Annotated in this window: 15 protein-coding genes; 12 read left to right on the forward strand and 3 right to left on the reverse strand. The window is 48.7% G+C overall.

What is annotated here, in order from left to right:
• Positions 1-47 precede the first annotated feature (47 nt).
• Positions 48-2,870: an S-layer homology domain-containing protein gene (locus CHI14_RS11700; RefSeq protein WP_095288620.1), complete on the forward strand. Its 2,823-nt coding sequence runs from the start codon at positions 48-50 to the stop codon at positions 2,868-2,870.
• 331 nt (positions 2,871-3,201) lie between these two features.
• Positions 3,202-3,870, forward strand: a complete 669-nt coding sequence (locus CHI14_RS11705; RefSeq protein ID WP_095288621.1) for a pectate lyase — start codon at positions 3,202-3,204, stop codon at positions 3,868-3,870.
• 168 nt (positions 3,871-4,038) lie between these two features.
• Here CHI14_RS11705 and CHI14_RS11710 read toward each other — a convergent pair whose 3' ends face one another.
• Entirely contained in the window at positions 4,039-5,046 is a 1,008-nt protein-coding gene (locus CHI14_RS11710) for a copper amine oxidase N-terminal domain-containing protein (protein ID WP_095288622.1), read from the reverse strand.
• Between the two features lie 429 nt (positions 5,047-5,475).
• Between CHI14_RS11710 and CHI14_RS11715 the strand changes: the two genes are divergently transcribed.
• The 7 genes from CHI14_RS11715 to CHI14_RS11745 all read left to right on the forward strand — a co-directional run bounded on the left by CHI14_RS11715 (position 5,476) and on the right by CHI14_RS11745 (position 13,244).
• Positions 5,476-6,069: an ECF transporter S component gene (locus CHI14_RS11715; RefSeq protein WP_095288623.1), complete on the forward strand. Its 594-nt coding sequence runs from the start codon at positions 5,476-5,478 to the stop codon at positions 6,067-6,069.
• Positions 6,070-7,593, forward strand: a complete 1,524-nt coding sequence (locus tag CHI14_RS11720; protein WP_095288624.1) for an ABC transporter ATP-binding protein — start codon at positions 6,070-6,072, stop codon at positions 7,591-7,593.
• A complete protein-coding gene (locus tag CHI14_RS11725; protein ID WP_095288625.1) occupies positions 7,568-8,362 on the forward strand; it encodes an energy-coupling factor transporter transmembrane component T family protein in 795 nt (264 codons plus the stop codon). The genes CHI14_RS11720 and CHI14_RS11725 overlap by 26 nt, the downstream gene beginning before the upstream one ends.
• 98 nt (positions 8,363-8,460) lie before the next feature.
• Entirely contained in the window at positions 8,461-10,746 is a 2,286-nt protein-coding gene (locus CHI14_RS11730) for an outer membrane protein assembly factor BamB family protein (RefSeq protein WP_095288626.1), read from the forward strand.
• Between the two features lie 130 nt (positions 10,747-10,876).
• The gene (locus CHI14_RS11735; RefSeq protein ID WP_095288627.1) at positions 10,877-11,665 is read left to right on the forward strand and encodes a methionine ABC transporter ATP-binding protein; all 789 of its coding nucleotides are present in this window, start codon (positions 10,877-10,879) and stop codon (positions 11,663-11,665) included.
• A complete protein-coding gene (locus tag CHI14_RS11740) occupies positions 11,662-12,330 on the forward strand; it encodes a methionine ABC transporter permease (protein ID WP_095288628.1) in 669 nt (222 codons plus the stop codon). The genes CHI14_RS11735 and CHI14_RS11740 overlap by 4 nt, the downstream gene beginning before the upstream one ends.
• A 74-nt stretch (positions 12,331-12,404) precedes the next feature.
• Positions 12,405-13,244 carry a MetQ/NlpA family ABC transporter substrate-binding protein gene (locus CHI14_RS11745; RefSeq protein WP_095288629.1) on the forward strand — a complete coding sequence of 280 codons (840 nt, stop codon included), beginning with the start codon at positions 12,405-12,407 and terminating at the stop codon, positions 13,242-13,244.
• A gap of 123 nt (positions 13,245-13,367) precedes the next feature.
• On the opposite strand, the gene CHI14_RS11750 is transcribed toward CHI14_RS11745, so the two are convergent.
• The gene (locus CHI14_RS11750; protein WP_095288630.1) at positions 13,368-14,234 is read right to left on the reverse strand and encodes a helix-turn-helix transcriptional regulator; all 867 of its coding nucleotides are present in this window, start codon (positions 14,232-14,234) and stop codon (positions 13,368-13,370) included.
• A gap of 140 nt (positions 14,235-14,374) precedes the next feature.
• On the opposite strand from CHI14_RS11750, the gene fabF reads away from it, so the two are divergent.
• Positions 14,375-15,619, forward strand: a complete 1,245-nt coding sequence (fabF, locus tag CHI14_RS11755; protein WP_095288631.1) for a beta-ketoacyl-ACP synthase II — start codon at positions 14,375-14,377, stop codon at positions 15,617-15,619.
• Between the two features lie 71 nt (positions 15,620-15,690).
• On the opposite strand, the gene CHI14_RS11760 is transcribed toward fabF, so the two are convergent.
• The gene (locus tag CHI14_RS11760; protein WP_095289082.1) at positions 15,691-16,920 is read right to left on the reverse strand and encodes a nitrate/nitrite transporter; all 1,230 of its coding nucleotides are present in this window, start codon (positions 16,918-16,920) and stop codon (positions 15,691-15,693) included.
• A 430-nt stretch (positions 16,921-17,350) separates the two neighbouring features.
• Here CHI14_RS11760 and nirB point away from each other — a divergent pair, with 430 nt between their 5' ends.
• Positions 17,351-19,534 (forward strand): nitrite reductase large subunit NirB, encoded by a 2,184-nt coding sequence (nirB, locus tag CHI14_RS11765; RefSeq protein ID WP_095288632.1) that lies wholly within the window; start codon positions 17,351-17,353, stop codon positions 19,532-19,534.
• Positions 19,535-19,560: 26 nt separating this feature from the next.
• The gene (gene nasC, locus CHI14_RS11770) at positions 19,561-21,699 is read left to right on the forward strand and encodes an assimilatory nitrate reductase catalytic subunit NasC (protein ID WP_481856411.1); all 2,139 of its coding nucleotides are present in this window, start codon (positions 19,561-19,563) and stop codon (positions 21,697-21,699) included.
• Positions 21,700-21,829: the final 130 nt, after the last annotated feature.

Below are 21,829 nucleotides of genomic sequence, written 5' to 3' on the forward strand. Positions count from 1 at the left end.
TATTGTTTTTTACCTACTAGAAGCCTACTGAGGAGTGTGTTTTAGTTTTGAATTCAAAATGGAAAAAGTTTAATCGCAAACTATCATTAATGCTTTCTACGTCGCTGGTTGTCTCCATGTTATCTCTTAATTTATCCGTATCGGCAGAAGTAGCTACTTCTAAGAATTCTTTTACTGATATTGATAAATCGTACGCCAAAACTGAAATAACCAAATTGGTGGAACAAGGAATACTTACAGGTTTTTCTGATGGGACCTTTAAGCCTTCTGATTCCGTAACAAGAGCTCAACTGGCAAAAATCATGGTTGGTGCGCTTCATTTAAATCCGGATACTGCTGAGGCAAGCCAATTCAAGGATGTTAAGGAAGATAAGTGGTATGCCGGGTATGTAGGCGCACTTGTCAAATCTGGTATTGCTCAAGGTACTTCGAAAGATAGCTTTTCACCTAATAAGAACGTAACACGAGAAGAATTAGCTGTATTTTTCGTTAGAGCTTTTGGTTGGACACAGCAAGACGTACCGAACCAGTCATCCAAACCTCAACTTTTTGATTTGGATCAAGTATCGAATTGGGCAAAAGATTCTGTGTCACTGGCCTACCAATCTGGTTTCATCAAAGGATTAGTTCAAAAAGATGGAACAGTAAAATTTAATCCTTCGGGAATTGCAGATCGCCAAGCATTAGCGAGACTTGCATATGAGTTTGTAATGAATAAGTCTACATATGATAGTTACATGACTCCTGCCAAGACAGGGGATGAAACTGAAGATTCTAATGAAGCCAAACCAGAAACGACTAAACCTTCTGAAGGAAGTAGTAAAGGAAGTAGTGGTAGCAGTTCTGGAGATAAAGGGAACGGTAGTAACAATGGTGGAAATAATGGAGGCGGGGAACAAGCTCCTAGTAAAAATCTTACCGCTCCAGGTGAATATACGCTTGGGGATGTAACTGGAAATGTAACTATTAGCTCGCAAGGTGTCACTCTAAAAAACACCAAAATAAATGGTAATTTGAAAATACTTGAGTCTGTAGAAAACGGTGACGTGACTCTTGATAATGTTAATGTTACGGGAACCACTGAGATTTATGGCGGAGGCCCTAACAGTATTCATGCGGTGAACTCCGTTCTAGCAACAGTGATCGTTGACAAAGCAGATGGCAGTATCCGTCTGGTCCTTGAAGGTGGAAGTGATGTTCAGCAGATTGAAATTAGATCTGGTGCGATCGTACAGAATGTTTCCACGGGTCAGGTCGGACCAATCGATATTGCAGAGTCGGTTCCGCATAATGCTTCGGTAGCGCTGAGCGGAAGCTTCGACTCCGTAATGGTTCATGCGGAGCAAGTTTCAGTGGAATTTGGAGATAACTCCACCATTGGCAATCTCGAAGTATTCGAACAAGCATTGAACACCGTGTTTAAAATTAACCATGGTGCTTTAGTGAATCGGGCGATATTGAATGCAATCGTACAATTTTCTGGAGAGGGAGCATTAACTTCGGCTCTGGTTAATGTAGAAGGTATTGATTTCAGTCAACTTAATCAGCCCCCAACCATTGAAGCAGATCCTACGGTGACGAGTGTCGTTTATTCACCGGAAGCAGCAGAGTTTTCAGCAATTGACTCGACACGTCAGATCGTGCTCACGGGGAATGCTGGCTCAGCATTCAAAGATATTACTTCCTTTGCAACATGGAAAGTCGAAGATAGCAACATCGCCGTCGTTAACTCAGGCAAAATTCAGGCCAAAGGTAACGGTACGACTGTTGTACAAGCAGAATACGGAGATTTCAAGATTCATGTTCCAGTAACCGTTGCAGTTTATAACGAAGGAGCAGCCTATCCAACACTCACAGGGATTCAAGTTACCAATGGAAGTGCCAAATTGGTATTTACTGAAGGGTTTGAGATCTCTGAACTAACAGCAGATGATTTTGTAGTTCATGCCTATTTGAATGGCACAGAACAACAATTGAATAATTTACAGTACCGTAATGGGGAGTTTACATTTGAACCTGTTAACCGTTACGGAGCCACATTGTATATCACTGTAGAGTCTGATGAGAATAAAACACACTTTGCAGGAAGCCAAAGTGGTGCAATTAAGCTGACCGGATTCGGCGGTCACATCAAGGATGTTGCTGGAGAAGCAGTTGCTAATTTGCAAATTGCATTTAGAAAAGGTCTGGATAACAAAACAGGTGAAGTTGTGGGTACTGTAACAACGGATACTTATGGTAACTATCGCATTTATCTTCCACCAGGCATCTATACAGGTGAACTGGGAGGGGGAGATACGAAATATATTAAAACGTATCTGATTGGTGTTTCGGCAGTAAATATGGAAAATAGTAATGAAAATCAAACAGCTATTGAAATACCTACGCAAGATGAAACACGTATTGTTATGACATGGGGGAAAGACCCAGCCGATTTGGACTCACACCTTGTAGGTCCTGCAGGTGACAACGGCGTGTTCCATACGTTCTTCGCGGATAAGCAATACTATAATAATGACGAACTTATGGTAGATCTGGACTTGGATGATGTCACGTCCTATGGACCTGAAACGACTACAATACGTCACCTGCTTCCTGGAACATATACGTTCTATGTGCATCATTTTTCAGGAGTGAGTACGATCAAGAGTTCTGGAGCCAAAATTGAAGTGTTCCACGGAGCTGTCGCTGCACCAAGTGCCTCGTTTACAGTAGAGGAAGGAAGCGGCAACGAGAGATACTGGGTTGTTTTCAAAATGATCGTATCGGATAACGGTTCAGTAACATTTGAATCTGTGAATGAATTTACGGATAATAACCCCCTCTATTCGCTTCAACCATCCGTTGGAAATAGTGAGGAAGAATTGTAAATATAATTAGCATTTGGACACTGTAGTATCTATAGAAACCCTGTCTTTCATAGACGAAGGGTTTCTTTTTTTATTCTACGGTTTTTACAGACTGTAAATGAAGCATACCGAAAGTTAAGATCAGCACATTCCATGCGGAATGGATCGACAAATAATGCGAAGAATGCAGGTATTATGCCGACAATTGGATACCTAATCTAATGATTATTATCATTACACTCCTGTTTTGGTAGGATCAGGGTAGGGTCCAGGAAAGAGGTGCACCTCTTAAGGGATCCGGGAAGACAAGCTGGCTTCAACACCAATATATCCGTATAGGGAGGATTTACGCATGAGAAAAATGTTATCGCTGCTGCTCTCCGCAGGTCTGGTCGCTTCAGTATTTGGTGCATTACCCGTGTCTGCTGCTCCCGAAATTGTGAAGACAACGATCATTGTCAAAGCAGGTGAGACTTATGATGGCAAAGGGAAAAGCTTAGCCGCAGATCCGAACACACTGGGAGATGGCAGTCAGGCCGAGAACCAGAAGCCCATTTTTCGTCTTGAGGCAGGAGCTACACTGAAAAATGTAGTGATCGAGGCCCCGGCAGCTGATGGCGTCCATTGTTACGGCAACTGCAATATTCAAAATGTAACCTGGAATGATGTCGGTGAAGATGCACTCACGCTTAAATCCGCAGGTACGGTTAATATTACGGGCGGTGCCGCATACAAGGCATATGATAAGGTGTTCCAGATGAACGCTTCGGGGACAATTAACATTAAAAACTTCAGAGCTGATAATATCGGTAAGCTGGTACGTCAAAATGGAGGAACCTCTTACGCGGTTACCATGAACGTGGACAGCTCCAACATTTCCAATGTGAAGGATTCCATTCTGCGCACAGACAGCAGCTCTACGGTCGGCAAAATAACGAATACCCGTTATTCCAAAGTGCCTACCCTGTTCAAGGGATTCGCATCGGGTAAAACAAGTCAATCGGGGAATACGCAATATTAAGGATAGACATGTCAACGAAAAGATAGAGCGGGGACAATTGCATTGTTCAGACCCTCTTAAATTTATATTACGCAAAAAGGCACCCTCAAGGATGCCTTTTTGCGTTTACCATAAAACTAGATGAAGAGATTTTTAAAAATGCTGCATGTCTCTTATATTTCTCAGTAGTCATTCGTTTTCTTCTGGAACGGTAACGATGATTTTGTCTTTTTCCGGGGCAGTGGAACCCGAATCAATGGAGCCGGACTTGTTCATGACCTCATAGGAAGTTTCTTCCAGCATCTGAGAGTATTTAAATGATACAAGAGTTTGGCCTGCTACCGATGGTCGCTTCCCTGCTTCTGCTACAGCTTTGGTTTTGATGAAGAACAGATCTCCGATTGTTCCGGCTGCACTGCTCACGTTGGCCTGCCATTTCAGCAGGGCAGTTCCATTTTTGATTTCGTAGTAACTGATGAGATCATTATCCTCGTTGACGAAAAAGCGATCCTTCTGTCCTTTTTCAAAAATGTAAGTCATCGATGAGTCGACAGGACCCAGTGGATTACGGATGTCCAGGCGTGCCTGCTTTAAATCCGAAAAACGTGGAAGACGGAGTGCAGCTTCACGTGCAATCGTCAGGTCAGAACTGTTGTATTCCTTAATAATCGATGCATCTGGCGCATAAATATAAGCTTCCTTGGCGGCCTGATTCCATCGAACTTCTGCACCGAAGGTTTCACCGATTGCACGAAGCGGCAGCATGGCTTTGCCTTTTACCAGAATTGGAGCGGAGGACAGTGTTGCAGCCTGGCCGTTTTTCTTGATAGTTTTACTGTTAGGGGTGAGTACATACTTGTCGCTTCCTGTACTAATGCTAATTTGTTTTGTTTTGTTGTTGTACCCAAAAGTATAGTCACCCAGAAATTTCAGTTCAGTGAGCGCCACATACGTAACTCCCTGGCGAATAACCACATCATATTCAGCAGGAACATTGTTAATATAGGCTGTAGGCTGGTGTATCGCTGCCGCTTTCACCACATTGGATGACATCAGTGCAGGTGCCGTTCCTGCGGTAACGATCGAAGCGGCAAGGATCCATTTCCACTTTTTTTGCTGCCAGGTTGTGTTGGTTGTATTCATATCATCAATCCCCTTTCCCGTATATAGACGGCCAATATCTCCTAAATGTTTCATATTAATGGAATTCGCATCCTTTCTATAAACGGAATTAACCAGTGTGAAACCTTGTCCGACTTATAGGTTATTGCCACAAATACCCATGTGGTGTACATTAGTAGCAATGAAATAAAGTGAACCGGGAGCTCAATGAAGTTGGGCTGAGATTGGGGCCTTATGCCGCTGACCGTATATCTGATCTGGGTAATGCCAGCGTAGAGAACATGAATTCATGATAAGTAACTAGGTGGACGAAAATGGGAAAGATCGATCTCGGAATGCGAGCGGAAACAGGCTTGCCTCGTGAATTGAACCCGATTCCATTTTATTCTGAGTTACTTCAATCATGGTATGTGACACTGTGCATAAGGCTTTCCCGGAACCGGGGAGGCTTTTTTTATTTTCATTTCATAACCTTATGGGGAGCAGAGAAAGGAAGTCGAGAACATGTCAACAACAGTGCGCAGCAACAAATTGAAGTTAACCGATATTTTGGTGACGATCGTGATCGCGGTTGTATTCGGGGTCATCTACAAGATATGGGGACCGACGTATGATCTGATGAAGCCTTTCGGCGTGCATGCGGAACAGATGATCTATGGCATGTGGTTTATGGCGGGCACGTTCGCTTATGTCATCATTCGCAAGCCGGGGGTGGCCATTCTGGCTGAAGTTGCAGCCTCAACCGTCAGTGCTTTTCTCGGGAGTGAATGGGGGATGTCCACCTTGGTTTACGGTCTGTTACAGGGGCTGGGCGCAGAGATCTTCTTCGCCGCGTTTTTGTACCGCAAAACGAATCTGTTCGTCACCTGTCTTGCAGCTATTGGTGCAGCAGCAGCTTCACTTTTGCTTGATTACCAGTATGGTTACATTGACTCGTTATCGGCGTGGAATTACACATTGTTTATCGGTTTCCGCTTCATTGGAAGCATTCTGATTGCAGGTGTATTTGCGTATTATCTTGCGAAAGCCCTTGAACTGACAGGCGTCACCCGGTCATTGAGACCGGTCTCCAAGCAGGATTATGAGGCACTGGACTAGATGAACGGAGAAGGGAATTCGCAGGCGGTAGGCGTTACCAATCTAAGATGCAAGTTCCCGGGAGAGCAGGACCTGGTATTCCAGGGCTTGTCTCTCTCCGTGCGTAAAGGGGAAAAAGTGCTGCTGCTCGGTCCAAGTGGTTCAGGCAAGTCCACGCTGCTGCAAATATTGAGCGGTCTTATTCCACGGTCCGTGGAGATTCCGATGAAATGCGACGAGATTCAGGTGCCGATGCAGCCGGGCATTGTATTCCAGGACCCGGATACCCAATTTTGCATGTCCTATACGGATGAAGAGATTGCGTTTGTGCTTGAAAATCGGAATATCCCAAGGGACCGGATGCCTGAGATGATTCAACATTATATGGAGCTTGTTGGCCTTTCTTTTGAACATAATCGTGCGTGGATTCAATCGATGTCCCAGGGGATGAAGCAGCGCCTTGCGATTGCCTCCATTCTTGCCATGGAGCCGGATGTTCTGTTTCTGGATGAACCAACAGCACTGCTGGATAATGAGGGAACCACGCAGGTGTGGGATACGGTGAAGCAGGTCGCACAAGAGAAGACACTCATTATCGTGGAACACAAAATTAATGAGGTTGTGGACGTGGTTGACCGAATCATCGTGCTATCACCCGAAGGGGAGATTGTGGCTGACGGCCAGGCGGATCAGGTTTTTGCGAACGAGAGGGATATGCTTAAGGAGTATGGCATCTGGTATCCGGGAGTATGGGAGGAACGTGGTGCCCGGAAGGTTGAAGCGAAGCGACAGGATTCACAAGATGCCTTTAAGCATGTGACGTCCGGATCCGGCAGTCGCGCAGAAGTCGAAGAAGATGATTCCAGGGAATCAGGTTTATACCATCCAGCACTCGAATTGAGGCAATTCACAGGGTGGCGAGGGAAGAATCCGGTTGTACAGATCGATCACGCTGACGTATTTCACGGGGATTGGGTAGGAATCGTTGGAGCAAATGGCGCTGGAAAAAGTTCATTATTGCTTTCCCTAATGAATATCCTGAAAACGACGGGTCATTATCGTGTTGAAGGACAACGGCCCGGCAGGACCAGAGAGCTGGCTGACCGCATTGCATTCGTGTTTCAGAATCCGGAATTTCAATTCGTTACGAATTCGGTTCTGGATGAGGTGGAATTTTCCTTACTCGGCGGAGAACTTGCTGCGGAAGAGCGACGGGCCAGAAGCATTGAAATGCTGGAGCAATTTGGACTCAGGGAGCTGTCTGGGAGGCATCCCTATCAATTGTCGATGGGACAGAAACGCCGTCTGAGTGTAGCTTCGGCTATGGTTCGCAGACAGCGGATATTGCTGCTGGATGAGCCCACATTCGGACAGGATGCACGAAATACATTTGCCATGCTGGGACAACTGGAGCGCCTGCGTCGTGAGGGGACGGCCGTTGTCATGGTGACACATGATCAGGAGATCGTGAACAGATATTGTACGAAAGTGTGGACTGTAGAAGAGGGGAGGGTTACGCATGCAGCTGTCGTTTCCCCATCGTGAAACCTGGCTGCACGCCGTGAATCCGGGCCTTAAGGTTATTTTTCTGACGCTGATGTTTGTATTCGTTATTCTTATTCACAATCTGAACGTCATGATCAATGTAGCGATTGTAATGCTCCTGTTACTATGCTGGACGGGTCATCCTTGGCATCGGCTGCTGCTCTATGCGTCGCCTTTTATATTGATATTTATCTCCACCTCCACAGGCATGATGATGTTTGGTAAAGGAGAAACGACGTGGTACAAATATGGACTGATACATATCACGGAGGAGAGCTTCTATCGCGGGTTGCACCTGGGGTTCCGTTCTCTTAGCATGGCGGCTGCAGGATTGTTGTTTGGCCTGACCACACGTCCGGTTCGTCTATTCTACTCGCTCATGCAGCAATGGCGTCTGCCGCCCAAGTATGCCTATAGCTTTTTGGCTGCCATGCGCATGATTCCCATTCTGCTGGACGAATTCCAGACGCTGCGTTATGCCATCCGCATTCGCGGTACGCAGCAGCGTGTCTCACACTGGAACGTATATGGGACATTGAAGCGGTATGCCATTCCCCTGCTTGCGCAGAGCATCCGGCGGGCAGAGCGTATGGCCATCGCCATGGAGGCCAAAGGATTCGCAGATGGCGTGAGTCGGACGTATTACATCCAGACCGGGTATTCCCGGGCGGATCTGTATTTTGTGTTTTATTTTATAACAACCCTTACTATGGCTTACACACTAGGCTGGCAATTCCCTTATTACCCGGCGATGCTGGATGTCAGATGAAGAGAAGGGACGGACATTTTATTTTGGCAGTACAGTAACTTTTTCTTGTTCAAAACGTCTTTAATGGAAATAACTTCAAATGGATGGAGTGAACCAACGTGAAGACAGGCGGGAACTGGCGAAAAAAGGGTTACAGGTGGATCACCATTACCGGAGTAGCTGCTGTGATCGTTACAGGATACATGCTGCTGGATCTGAATGTGGCTGCCCGTGAAGGCCAAGCCTCAGAATCAGTTACACAAGCCCTATCGGCATCCATAACCTATAAGGCTGGAGAAACCGTAACTTTGGGAAAAGGCCTGCCTATGTATGACCAAGCTGTTGATCACAAGGTTCCCATTGATCTGATGAGAATATCTACATATACCTCCGGCGGGGATAAGATGAAAGTACAGGTTGTTCGCGGAGAATGGATCCGATTGAATCATAGCGAGTTCGCGAGTTTCTGGGTACCGGGATGGTACGCATCCAAGGAAAGCCAGACGATGAAAAGGTCCACTCCGCAGAACTTTACACTCCGGGCGGGAAGTAAACTGTATCTGTATCCTGGAAGCCAGACAAGCTGGCCTTCTGCCGGTTCAATAACGGATCATGCGCTAATTGTTGCAGCGACGAAGGATTGGTATGGTGTCTCCGTTCCTCCGCGGACCTGGAACAAAGAGTCGAACGTATACCGTCCAGCCATAATCTGGGTTAGGGCGAAGGATGTACAGCAGCGCGTGAATGTAACGGACGGCTGGTTCGGGAAGCAGGCCTCCATGTCTACAACGGATGTGCGTCATCTGACGGATATCTTATTAAATAATAGCACTACTTCAAAACAAGTTGCCCAGTGGCTCGGCGAGCCGGATTGGAAAGAGCATTCCCAGAATTTGAATGAAACCAATGTTTCCATGAGCATTGGACAGACCTGGCGATATGAGCGGGAAGACGCACAGTTTCTGGTAACGTTTGGCAAGACAGGAAAGCTGGTGCAGACACGCTGGAACATCCCGGTGGATGATCGTAATAATGTGGTCCCTTCGGATTGGCATTTCAGTCGTTCGGACGACTATCAGTTCACAACCAAAATTCTTGGCCAAACACTCCCTGCAACGTTACCGTGGAAATCCACATGGACCAATCAGGGCAAGCTGAATTATCCCTTTCTGCAAGCCGCAACAGCGGATGTGCTTCTGATGAAAGGAGACGACGGTGGATTTAGCGGCATGCATTATGACAAATCCGTGTACGCCCTTGATCGACATACCGGGGAAAATGTGTGGGAGATCCATGCAGGCTTCGGTGCACTCCAAGCGCAATTGGATGCGAAACGCGAGGGCGTAACGCTCTTTACGTCTTATGCTCCGGGAGATAAGGAGTACAAGGATCGCGTACGTCACATCAAACTATCGGATGGGAAAGTGCAGTGGGAGTACAAAGCCGGCTCCAAGCTTTCACTTCGTGGTATTACAGCTGCGAAGAATGTTGTGGTGGTGGATAGCCCGGTTGCGGAAGGCTCCAGTCAGGGACGGATCACCGTGCTGAACAGTTCTAATGGCAAAACCCTCTGGACTAAGAAGCTAAGTGCCGGATATCAATTGTTCAACCAGACGGCAGCTGACCCGTATGTGATGTATTGGGAGAAAAATCAACTAGTTGCAGCTGACCCGCTATCAGGTCGTACGGTATGGAGGATCAAAACCGGTAAGCCTACTGTGGATCATATCGAGAATGATCCGTACTTCGACGGAATCACCCGTCTTGATCCATTTGCGGAGGCAAAGCCTGAACGTTGGATGCTGCTAGGGGATCAGTGGGTGTTAATCGATCTGAATTCAGGCAAGAAACTGGCTCACTTTCAAGCCCGGAACGGACAGCGCTTCGAAGTGCTGAATGATGGCATGCTGTTGATCCGCGAAAATAAGCAAGGTGAGCATTACGGGGATTATTCCGATTTTACAACGACACTGTATGATGCCAAGAACGATAAAAAACGATGGTCGTTAAACGACAAGGTTGAGCGAGGGCTTGTGGCAGACGATCGGATATATGTAATCAAGAACGGCTATCCGGCCGCACTGGATTATCATACGGGAAAAACGCGCTGGGACGCACAATATACGATTTCTTCCTTGAGATACCCTACCAACCAGGGAAGTTACCTGGTTATCGATGATCAACTCCTGTTACCCATGGGTGAGGATCTTCTGATCATGAACAAAGAGGATGGTACACTGGTCGGCCGAGTGCATGACGTGGTCATGGGATCGCCGGAACATCGGGATCGGGATGCCAAAAATGGCACAATAAATCGGGTAGGAGATGAAATCTACATCGGTTCTTCGAACGGCAGATTCAGCTTGTATCATGTAAACGATTTAAAAACAGATATCTCTCGTTAAGGCTTGTCTCACACGGAATGTTGCTTTATTATAAATGAACAGGATTGCTCGCGCTCCGGTTATCGGCTGTGCGGGCTTTCTTCATGTGTTCTCGAAGGACCATGCATGATTAATCGCAGGAGGAATCTCCATGATTTCATTATACGGCGTAAGCAAGCGTTATAACGAACGCGGGTCCCGGGCTGATCAGGGATTCGAGGCGTTAAGCTCTGTCTCGCTTGAAGTGGGGCAGGGGGAGATTCACGGTATCATTGGCTCCAGTGGTGCAGGCAAATCAACGCTTCTCCGCATGCTGAACGGGCTTGAAAAGCCGGACTCAGGTGAAGTAACTGTTGGCGGACAGCAGCTGACCCGAATGAGCGAAAGAGCCCTACGTCAGGCGCGTCGTTCCATCGGCATGATTTTTCAGCACTTTAATCTGGTGAGCAACCGAACGGTGATTGGCAATGTATGCATGCCTCTTGAACTGGCGGGTGTTTCCCGGAGAGAACGGGAAGAACGCGGACTTGAGGTGTTGAGATTCGTGGGTCTCGAGGATAAGGCGAAACAATATCCCGCCCAGTTAAGCGGAGGACAGAAGCAGCGCGTGGCCATTGCGAGGGCTCTTGCGAGCCGGCCTGATGTATTGCTCTGCGATGAACCAACGTCCTCGCTCGATCCTCAGACTACGAACGGTATTCTGGATGTGCTGCGCCATGTGAATGAAACACTGGGTGTGACCATCGTGCTGGTTACGCATGAGATGGAGGTTGCGCGCAGACTCTGCCACCAAATTTCCGTGATGCAGGAAGGGCGCATTGTCCGAACGCTAACGGAAGCGGAAGTGCGCAGTATTCCCGCACCACAGCCGGATTTGCTAACCTCCTTGCTTACAGGTGAAGAGGCGGCGCCATGGGAAACGGAGGACGAGGAACAATGATACCTGAATCCATATTGAAGTACCAGGATGAGATATGGAAGGCGATCGGAGAGACCTTTGTCATGGTTGGCATTTCGATTGGAGCAGCTGTCCTGATCGGGCTTCCACTCGGCACGCTGCTGTATCTGTTCCGAAGAGGACAACGATATGAGAACAGGCCGCTGTTCACGATTCTGGGCAGCCTGGTCAATATTATTCGTTCGTTCCCGTTTCTGCTGCTGGTCGTATTCATGATTCCGTTCACGCGGATGATTGTGGGAACGGCGATGGGGACATTGGCAGCGGCAGTGCCGCTTTCCGTTATCGCGATTGCCTACTATGCCCGACTAGTAGAGCAGGCACTGCTCGATGTGCCTAAAGGTGTGGTTGAGGCGGCATCCTCGATGGGTGCATCAACCATGCAGCTTGTGCTGAAATTTTTGTATGTTGAAGCACGTTCAGGCCTTGTACTCGGACTGACGACTGCAACGATCAGTTTTATCTCCTATTCCACGGTGATGGGCATTGTCGGCGGTGGAGGTGTTGGCGATTTTGCCATTCGTTACGGATATCAGCGGTTCGAGACGGAGATCATGGTATTTACGATCATCATTATGATCATTCTGGTGCAGATGATCCAGTTTACCGGAAGCAGATTATCCCGCTGGCTTGATCGCAGATCATGAGGCAAACAAGGTTAAAGGGCGAGAAGAATTTAGGATGACATTACAGATTACACGATGAAGGGGTTAGAATGAAAATGAAATCAAAAATGATCCTTATGCTGCTTGCAGTTATGCTGGTTGTATCCGCGTGCGGCAAAAAAGAAGAGACACCTGCTGCGGAGGGTAATAATGAAGGCAGCCAAGCGACTCAGGAAGTGACGTTGAAAGTGGCTACATTGATTCCACCAATGACCGATGTACTGGATATTGTGAAGCCGCTGCTCAAGGAAGATGGCGTGAATTTGGAAGTTGTCGTCCTGTCCGATAACGTTCAACCGAATACGGCATTGAAAGACAAGGAAGTAGACGCTAACTTCTTCCAGCATGTGCCTTACATGAACCAATTCAACGAAGCCAATAATGCGAACCTGGTAGCTGTACAGCCGATCTACAACGCGATCTACGGTGCGTACTCCAAAAAGTACAAAACCACTGAAGAACTGCCTGAGGGGGCAACGGTCGCTATTGCCAATGACCCTTCCAACATCGGACGTTCACTCGTGATGATGGAACAAAACGGTCTGATCAAGCTGAAAGAAGGCGTAGGATTCAACGCAACACAGGCGGATATTATCGAGAATCCGAAGAACTTCAAGTTCCAGGAAGTAGACCTGCTCATGCTGGCCCGCATGCTGGATGATGCAGATCTGGTTGCCATGACACCGGCGTATGCAAGCCCGCTGGGACTTACACCGAAGAAGGATGCACTGTTCACGGAAAAGGATGACTCCCATTTTGCCATCACTTTGGTTGCACGTGAGGACAACAAGGATTCCGAAGCCATTCAGAAGCTGGCCAAACGCATGGCAGGCCCTGAAGTGAAGGCTTTCTTCCAAGAGAAGTATGCAGACATCGCCATTCCGGCGTTCGAATAACATCTGCTATGCATAGAGTGATCTGATCCATATCCGATGAAAAGGGTTGGATGATCACCAAAAAGATCCGAGCGAAACCGCTCGGATCTTTTTTTTCGTTTGGTTGCATTGGAATGCCGCCGTTTAAACGTTAGGTCTGGCTTGACGTTCCTTCTCACGTTCCATAAGGCGCACCAATTTCCGCTCGGTGGCCGTATCCTGTGCAGGAGTGTATATACTGCAACGCAGATCGGTATTCCCCTGAACCTGTAACGAGGTCAGATTGAACAACATTTTGCCGGCTCTGGAATGTCTGAATTCAATCAGTACGTCTGGTGCACTGCTCACGCTGCTTTGCTTCCACAAGGACTGGAACTCCGGATATCGATCCATCATTTCATTCAGAAACAGATTGTACCATTCATCATCGACATATTGGCCATAATAGGCACGGAAGATCGCAAGGTATCCGAGGACAAAATCCTCCCAATTGACTGCCAGTCTCCGAAATTCCTTTCGTTCAAATAATAGGCTAATCATGTTTCGCTGTTCGGCAGGAATCTGCTCAAAATCAATGAAGACATGGCTGGCTGCTTCATTCCAGCCAACAATGTAGCAGCGGCGATCGGAAATAATGGTGGGACAATTCTGGAGCTCCTGCAGTATTTTTTGCAGGGAAGGATGGAGCTGATAGGGTTCTTCCTCACGGATATGCAGTTCGGAGTAATGCTCCATGGCAAGGGAGAACAAGTACTTGCGTTCATCCGGGGTCAGTTTGAGTGCGGAAGCAATATTATCCAGCACTGAATGGGATACCTGAATATCCCTTCCTTGTTCCAGCCAGGTGTACCAAGTCGTGCTTACGCCCGCCAATTGAGCGACCTCTTCTCTTCTTAGTCCCGGTGTTCTGCGCCGGGTGCCTTCCGGCAAACCGACCGCTGCGGGAGCTATTTTGGCACGTTGAGTCTTCAAAAATACGGATAAAGCCTGAAGTCTGACATCCTGGTTCATCTCTTTCCACCCCAACCTCATTTATCATGGTAGTCATTATACTATTATAATTCACAACTTGTAATAGGATACTGCACGTGCCAATATAAATGCAGAAGTTCAGTCGGATAGCCTGAATGGCTAGGGAGGATGAGTTAGATATGGAACGCGAACGTGTTGTGATTACCGGCATGGGAATTGTCTCGCCGCTGGGCAATGATGTAGATACATTTTGGAATGGACTTGTGAAAGGGCAGTCAGGAATATCATTAATTGAAAGCTTCGATACCACTTCATATAAAACCAAAATGGCTGGTGTTGTCCGAGATTTTGACGTAGAGGGTCGCTTCGGACGCAAGGAAGCCCGCCGTATGGATCGATTTTGCCAATTTGCTGTAGCGGCAGCTGACGATGCTCTTGTGCATTCGGGACTGGATATGGAGAAAGTGGACAGGGAACGGGTTGGTGTATACATTGGTTCCGGCATCGGCGGCATTCAAACACTGATGGAGCAAGGAAAGCTCTTGTCCGAACGTGGTCCCGGCCGAGTTAGTCCGACCCTTGTGCCAATGATGATTTCCAATATGGCAGCTGCCATGGTGAGCATGAAATTCGGATGTTGGGGACCGACTCTTTCACCTGTGACTGCCTGTTCCATCGGAAATACAGCCATAGGTGAGGCCTTCCGGCTGATTCGTGACGGAGGTGCAGATGTCATTATTGCCGGGGGAACTGAAGCAGCCATCACGGAAGTTTCGCTGGCCAGCTTCGGTAATGCTACCGCGTTATCAACAAGAAACGAAGCCTACGCAACGGCGAGTCGCCCCTTTGACGCTGGAAGAGATGGGTTTGTGATGGCAGAAGGTGCGGGGATTGTGGTGGTAGAGTCTCTATCACACGCTCTGGCTAGAAACGCAAATATCCTGGCTGAAATTGTTGGATATGGTGCCAGTTCAGACGCATATCATATGGTAGCAACCCATCCGGAAGGCCGCGGAGCATTCCTGGCCATGAGAGCTGCGCTTGCTGACGCGAAGCTTCAGCCGGATGACGTGCATGTGATTAACGCCCACGCAACAAGTACCGAAGCGGGAGATCTCTCGGAGACCCGAGCGATTAAACAGCTCTTCGGTGAAGCTGCCTATCGTATTCCCGTGACGGCCAATAAATCGATGACGGGGCACATGTTGGGAGCCGCCGGTGGAGCGGAAGCCATTTCACTGATTCAAACCTTGCAGCATGGCATCATTCCACCGACCATGAATCTGGAGCAGCAAGATTCGGAGTGTGATCTGGATTATGTACCTAATGAAGCCAGAGAGGCAGAGATGCAGATCGGAATGTCCAATTCGTTTGGTTTTGGCGGGCATAATGCCGTCGTTGTTTTTCGCAAATATCCATCCTGACAAAAAGAGAACAGCAGCAGCCGAAGGGCTGTGCTGTTCTCTTTTTAGGTGTGATTAGTCACCTGTATTCTTTATGAAGAAAGGGATGTTGATTCCGTTTTGCTCGTAAAAGATTTCTTCAGCCATTGGCCGCGCCATTTGGACTGCATAACCAGTACGAGCAGCATGGATGCGGCTGCAATCAGACTAAGGATGACGAATCCCGGCGTATAGGACTGATAGGAACTGTACAGTTGACCAAGAATCAGAGGGAGTGCGTATCCGCCCAAGCCACCTGCCGCGCCGACAATGCCTGTCATCAGGCCGATTTCATTGCCGAAACGTTGTGGAACCAACTGGAACACGGAACCATTACCAGCCCCAAGGCACATCATGCCCAGGAATAACATGACGACGACCACAGGAAGTGGAGGGAGGAAGGATACACCTACAAGCATGACACAGGCACCAGTGTATAGGAATGTCAGCATTCGCGTACCACCGATCTTGTCAGCCAAGTAACCGCCAACAGGTCTGAAGAAGCTTCCGGCAATAACGCAAAAGGTTGTGATATCAGCGGCTCGGACAGGAGACAAGCCATATTGGGTGTTGAAGAAGATGGTCAGATAGTTACACAATCCCACGAAACCGCCAAAGGTAACACAATAAAATGCACAGAATACCCAGGCATCCCTTTGTCTCAGCAAGGTGCCGTACTCAGAGAGCTTCTTCGGTGCTGGTCGGTTGGGACTGTTACGGGCGAAGATAGAAAAAAGGATGAAAACGACCACGATTGGAATGATGGCGAGTCCGAAAACAACTTCCCAGCTGCCGAAATGAGTAGCTAGTCGATTGGCAAAAAGGGTAGCGAGCACCGTCCCGCTATTCCCTGCTCCGGCAATTCCCATGGCAAGTCCCTGGTGCTCCTTGGGATACCATTGTCCAGCGAGTGGAAGGGCGGCGGCAAATGAGGCACCTGCAACGCCAAGCAGGAGGGCAACAACGTACAGCTGGCTTAACGAGTCTACCCACAACCAGCCTAGCAATAACGGAATTAGCGTAATCGACATTCCGATCTGGGCCGTAAGTTTTGGACCAATATAATCGGACATAAAGCCAAGCACAAGTCTAAGAATGGAGCCGCCAAGGATGGGTAGTGCTACCAGGTTGGCTTTTTCCAGAGGGGTCATCGGGTAGTCCATGGCAATAACGACCGCGAGGGGGCCAAGCATGCCCCAAATCATAAAACTGATATCAAAATACAGAAATGCCCCGAAGAGGCTGGGCTTATGCCCGCTCTTCCAAAAACTTTTGCTCTCCACCATTCAGCATCGCTCCTCATCCAATTGAATAATCTTACCCTGTCTTTGTGCAGTTCAGGCAGAAAAAGGCCGCAATTCGTCCAGATGATGAACGATTTGCGGCCTCATTGCCGGCAGGCAGGACACGTCATTGTGTTCCTGCACCTGATTTGATCACAGCACGGTGATTTTGATTCAAATTATAAAAAGAGAATTTATGTATGTCAAGAAAAATAACATTGAATTTTTAAATAAATCATTTTGAAAGTTAATCCAGAATTATGTGTTAATTTTGTTGACATATAATATGGTTTGCCGTAATCTGAATCTTATATGAAATCACACAATGGCGTGTGAATTCCGGAGGCAACGGTGCCCTTTTCCGATCCATGGAGAAGGGATTTTTCTGTTTATTTTTAACTCAACATGTCACAGAGACAGGGGGCAGCCCATGAGCAAGAAGAAACTGGTCGTTATCGGAAACGGGATGGCAGGTGTTAGGTGTGTGGAAGAGATTGTAGCCGTATCTCCGGATACATATGAGATTGTCATCTACGGAAGTGAACCACGTCCCAACTACAATCGGATCATGTTATCCAAAGTGCTGCAGGGTGAGCACGATCTGCAGGACATTATCATTAACGACTGGAGCTGGTATGAGGATCATGGCATCCGGCTGTGTGCGGGAGAGACGGTCCACAAGATTGATACTCCGTCCAAAACGATCGAAACGTTAACTGGGATGAGGGAGTCCTACGATATTCTAATCCTTGCGACAGGGTCAGCTCCGTTTATTCCGCCCATTCCTGGTGTGGATAAAGAGAGAGTGATGTCTTTCCGCACCATAGATGACTGCACACGTATGTCCGCGTATTCCAAAGTACATCGTAAGGCGGCCGTTATTGGTGGCGGATTGCTTGGGCTTGAAGCTGCCCGCGGACTGCTGCATTTGGGAATGGAAGCCGTTGTGGTGCATAACGCACCTTACATTATGAATCGGCAGTTGGATCTGCAGGCAGCGACCATGCTGCAGCATGAGCTGGAAGCTCAGGGGATGTCTTTCCTGTTAAACAAAAACACACAAAAAATTGTGGGTCGGTCCCAGGCTCAGGGGCTTCAATTTACAGATGGAACCAAGCTTGAAGCACAGGTTGTCGTTGTGGCCGTGGGCATTCGCCCCAATGTTGATGTGGCCAGGCGGAGCGGAATCAGGACCCATCGGGCGATTGTGGTCGACGATTACATGCGTACCAGTGTACCTGATGTGTATGCTGTCGGTGAATGTGCCGAACATCGGGGAATCAGTTACGGTCTGGTAGCCCCCTTGTATGAGCAGGGTAAGGTACTCGCACGTTTTTTATGTGGGCAGGAGACAAGAGAGTATAAGGGTTCTATTCCATATTCCCAACTGAAGGTCTCTGGCGTTGACGTGTTCTCGGCCGGAAACATTAGCGGGGAAGAAATGCGGACGGCTGTACAGATGTTTGATGGTATTCGCGGTACGTATAAGAAAGTATTGATGAAGGAAGGGCACATAAGTGGAGCGATCCTGTTCGGGGATACGACGGAGAGTGCCAGCCTATTGGGGCTCGTACAGCGTGGGGCTGGCATCGAAGAACTCGCTCCGCGCGAGGAAGGGACGAATCCAGTCGAGAAGGCGGCAGCAGCATTGCCTGATCATGAGACGGTGTGCGCCTGTAACAATGTGAGCAAGGTGATGATCATGAGGGCCATACAGGATAAAGGGCTGCAGACTGCTGAACAGGTTAAGGAGCATACCAAAGCCTCCGGTTCCTGCGGCGGATGTCGTCCAATGGTTACCGCCCTGGTGAAGCACACCCTGCATCTCCAGAAAAATGGCGGTAATGCAAGCGAAGCAGCAGCTGCGGCGAAAACGACAGAGTGGCCCGTTTGCAGTTGTACGGATCTGGGCCATGCCTCGTTGAAAGAAGGGCTCAATCGGTTGTCGGATGGAGATCCCTCTGAGCTTGCAGCTTCAGCAGACCATCACCATCTGTATGGAATTCAAGAGGGAGATGGAATGAGAAGAATCATGCAGCAGCTGGACTGGAGAACAGAAGAAGGCTGCGATATCTGCCAACCTGCACTTCGTTACTATTTGAAGATAACCGGAAAGTGGATAAGTGTACAGCAGCCTGATCAGGCTGGGAACCGGAACGATATCCTGCGGGGTACGGTTGTGGGTATCGAGGTCCATGCAGGTGATCTGACGTTCGAAGCCATGGCAGAGGACCTTCAATTCAGGTGGGTTAATGCAGATATGCCTACTCCCGTGAGGGTCGTATTGTCGGGTGGAGCAAGCTCATGGGTAAGCCCGATTGTGCAGGATATCGGTTTGCAGGAATCTCCCGCCGGCTGGGAAGTTTACGCGGGTGGTCATGCGGCCCATCCGGTAAAAGAAGGGGGACTCCTCGGACTTGCCGAGACGGAGAAAGATGCAGTGCGGCTGATCTCGGCATGCCTGGAGTGGTATCGCCGAACCGCCTGGTACGATGAACCCCTCTGGGCATGGGTAGAGCGATTGGGATTCATATCAATCCGCGAAAATCTGCTGGATCAACAATTTCAGAACGAGCTGGCGGGCAGAACGGTAAGCGAATTGACTCTTACTTGATCAAAAAGGTAGGGAAGGGAGTGAAGATGGGAATGAAGACATCAATGGAACACAGTTCGTTTGTTTCAAAACTGCATGTACGGGAGACTCAATGCCCCTATTGCAGCGTACAGTGCAAAATGACCGTCGAGGAAGTTGCTGGGCCCATTGCTGGTGAGCGCCGTGCCACGTATACCGTTGAAGGCGTGCCGAATGAAGCTTCACAGGGAAGATTGTGTGTCAAAGGCATGAATGCACATCAGCATGCACTGAGTGGACAGCGACTTCTGCAGCCTCTCATCCGCCGGGATGGTGAACTGATACCTTCTTCATGGCCTGAAGTCACTGCATATATCGCAGGGCGTTTTACCAGTCTTCAGAATCAATACGGTGCCGATGTAATCGGTGTATATGGAGGGGGCTCCCTCACCAATGAAACAGCCTATTTGCTAGGAAAATTCGCAAGGGTTGCTCTTGGGACACGATATATTGATTATAACGGTCGTTTCTGTATGTCTGCTGCTGCCTCTGCAGGAACTAAGGTGTTTGGCATGGACCGGGGGCTGACATTCCGCTTGTCCGACATCCCCCGGGCCGAGTGCATTCTACTTGCAGGGACCAACGTTGCAGAGTGCCAGCCGACCCTGCTGCCTTATTTCAACAAGGCGAAGGAGAATGGGGCCTATATCATCGTTATTGATCCGCGCAGGACAGCTACTGCAGCCATTGCCGACCTTCATTTGCAGATCAAACCGGGTATGGATGCACTGCTTGCGAACATCATGCTGAAGATCATTATGGAAGCTGGGCTTGTGAACGAGCATTTTATTGATGCAAGAACCCAAGGGTATGAGAGTCTGCAGAATGCACTGAGCGAGATAGACCTGGAAGAATCGGCAGTACAATGCGGGGTGGACTTGACCCTGATCCGTCAGGCTGCAATGGCCTATGGTCAGGCCGAGACAGGCATGATCATGACTGCGCGTGGAGTGGAACAGCAAACGGATGGACATCTTGCGGTCCGTCATTTTCTTAACTTGGTACTGGCGACTGGAAAAATCGGCAGACCAGGTTGTGGTTACGGTGCGATCACTGGACAGGGAAACGGACAGGGCGGAAGAGAGCATGGGCAGAAGGCCGATCAGCTGCCGGGATATCGTTCCATAGAAAATGCACAGGACCGCGCACATGTAGCATCCGTCTGGGGAGTTGCGCCTGAAACCTTGCCAGGAAAAGGTGTATCTGCCTACGAAATGATGGAACGGGTTCATGAGCAGGAGATCCGTGCATTGCTTGTGATGGGCTCCAACCCGGTTGTATCCAATCCCAATGTGCGCCTGGTGGAAGAAGGTCTTCGCAAGCTGGATTTTCTGGTCGTGGCAGATATGTTTCTGTCCGAGACAGCGAAGATGGCTGATGTGGTGCTTCCGGTCACGGCTTATCTGGAGAATGAAGGTACGCTGACCAATCTGGAAGGCCGGGTGCTGTTACGTGAACAGGGCAGACCGGCACCGGGGGGGACCCGCCACGATTGGGATATTCTATGCTCCATTGCCAGCGGACTCGGCAAAGCGTCTTATTTTCAATATGCATGTGCCGAGGATATCTTCAATGAACTCAGACTGGCCAGCCGGGGCGGAGTTGCAGATTACTACGGAATGACCTACGAGCGTCTGCGGAGGGAGAAAGGCATCTATTGGCCATGCGCTTCTCTGGAGGATGCGGGTGAAGGATTGCTGTTCAGTGAGCGGTTTGCCCATGAGGACGGCAGGGCTACATTTACAAGTGAATTAAGTGCTGGTTGGCAAGATGTCTCGCGGGAATTCCCTCTGATTCTGACCAATGGCCGCGTACTTCCTCACTATCTGACTGGCGTACAGACGCATCGGAGCCCAACACTGGAAGCCCGTGAACTGGAGAATTTTGTTGAACTTCATCCGGGTACAGCTGCGCGTAATCGAATTATGGATGGAGAGTGGGTCGAGATTCAATCTGTGCATGGGAGCTTCACGGTACGTGCCCGTATTAAGGAACATATTCGCGAAGACACGCTGTTTGTACCGATGCATTGGGGTGGCATTCAGAACGTCAATCGGGCGACAAGGCCCGATCTGGACCCTTATTGCCGTATGCCAGGCTTCAAAACGGCGGCTGTGACGATTCGCCCCATGCGATTGGCCAGATGAATCCAATGCTGTTCATTTTCTCATAACACAATTCAGGTCTGCATAAATATTGATGTGGCTGGGAGTTCCAAGGTTATTGGAACAACCCGGCTTTTTTTTGCGTAAGTACGTTGGGGGTGCAGTAGTTCGC

The sequence above is a fragment of the Paenibacillus sp. 7516 genome (genome assembly GCF_002272715.1).
Lineage (GTDB): Bacteria > Bacillota > Bacilli > Paenibacillales > Paenibacillaceae > Paenibacillus > Paenibacillus illinoisensis_A.

Coding starts and splice junctions, on each gene's coding strand:
- CHI14_RS11705 (WP_095288621.1), top strand. CDS start 3,202: ATGAGAAAAATGTTATCGCTGCTGCTCTCCGCAGGTCTGGTCGCTTCA.
- CHI14_RS11710 (WP_095288622.1), bottom strand. CDS start 5,046: ATGAAACATTTAGGAGATATTGGCCGTCTATATACGGGAAAGGGGATT.
- CHI14_RS11715 (WP_095288623.1), top strand. CDS start 5,476: ATGTCAACAACAGTGCGCAGCAACAAATTGAAGTTAACCGATATTTTG.
- CHI14_RS11720 (WP_095288624.1), top strand. CDS start 6,070: ATGAACGGAGAAGGGAATTCGCAGGCGGTAGGCGTTACCAATCTAAGA.
- CHI14_RS11725 (WP_095288625.1), top strand. CDS start 7,568: ATGCAGCTGTCGTTTCCCCATCGTGAAACCTGGCTGCACGCCGTGAAT.
- CHI14_RS11735 (WP_095288627.1), top strand. CDS start 10,877: ATGATTTCATTATACGGCGTAAGCAAGCGTTATAACGAACGCGGGTCC.
- CHI14_RS11740 (WP_095288628.1), top strand. CDS start 11,662: ATGATACCTGAATCCATATTGAAGTACCAGGATGAGATATGGAAGGCG.
- CHI14_RS11745 (WP_095288629.1), top strand. CDS start 12,405: ATGAAATCAAAAATGATCCTTATGCTGCTTGCAGTTATGCTGGTTGTA.
- CHI14_RS11750 (WP_095288630.1), bottom strand. CDS start 14,234: ATGAACCAGGATGTCAGACTTCAGGCTTTATCCGTATTTTTGAAGACT.
- fabF (WP_095288631.1), top strand. CDS start 14,375: ATGGAACGCGAACGTGTTGTGATTACCGGCATGGGAATTGTCTCGCCG.
- nirB (WP_095288632.1), top strand. CDS start 17,351: ATGAGCAAGAAGAAACTGGTCGTTATCGGAAACGGGATGGCAGGTGTT.
- nasC (WP_481856411.1), top strand. CDS start 19,561: ATGGGAATGAAGACATCAATGGAACACAGTTCGTTTGTTTCAAAACTG.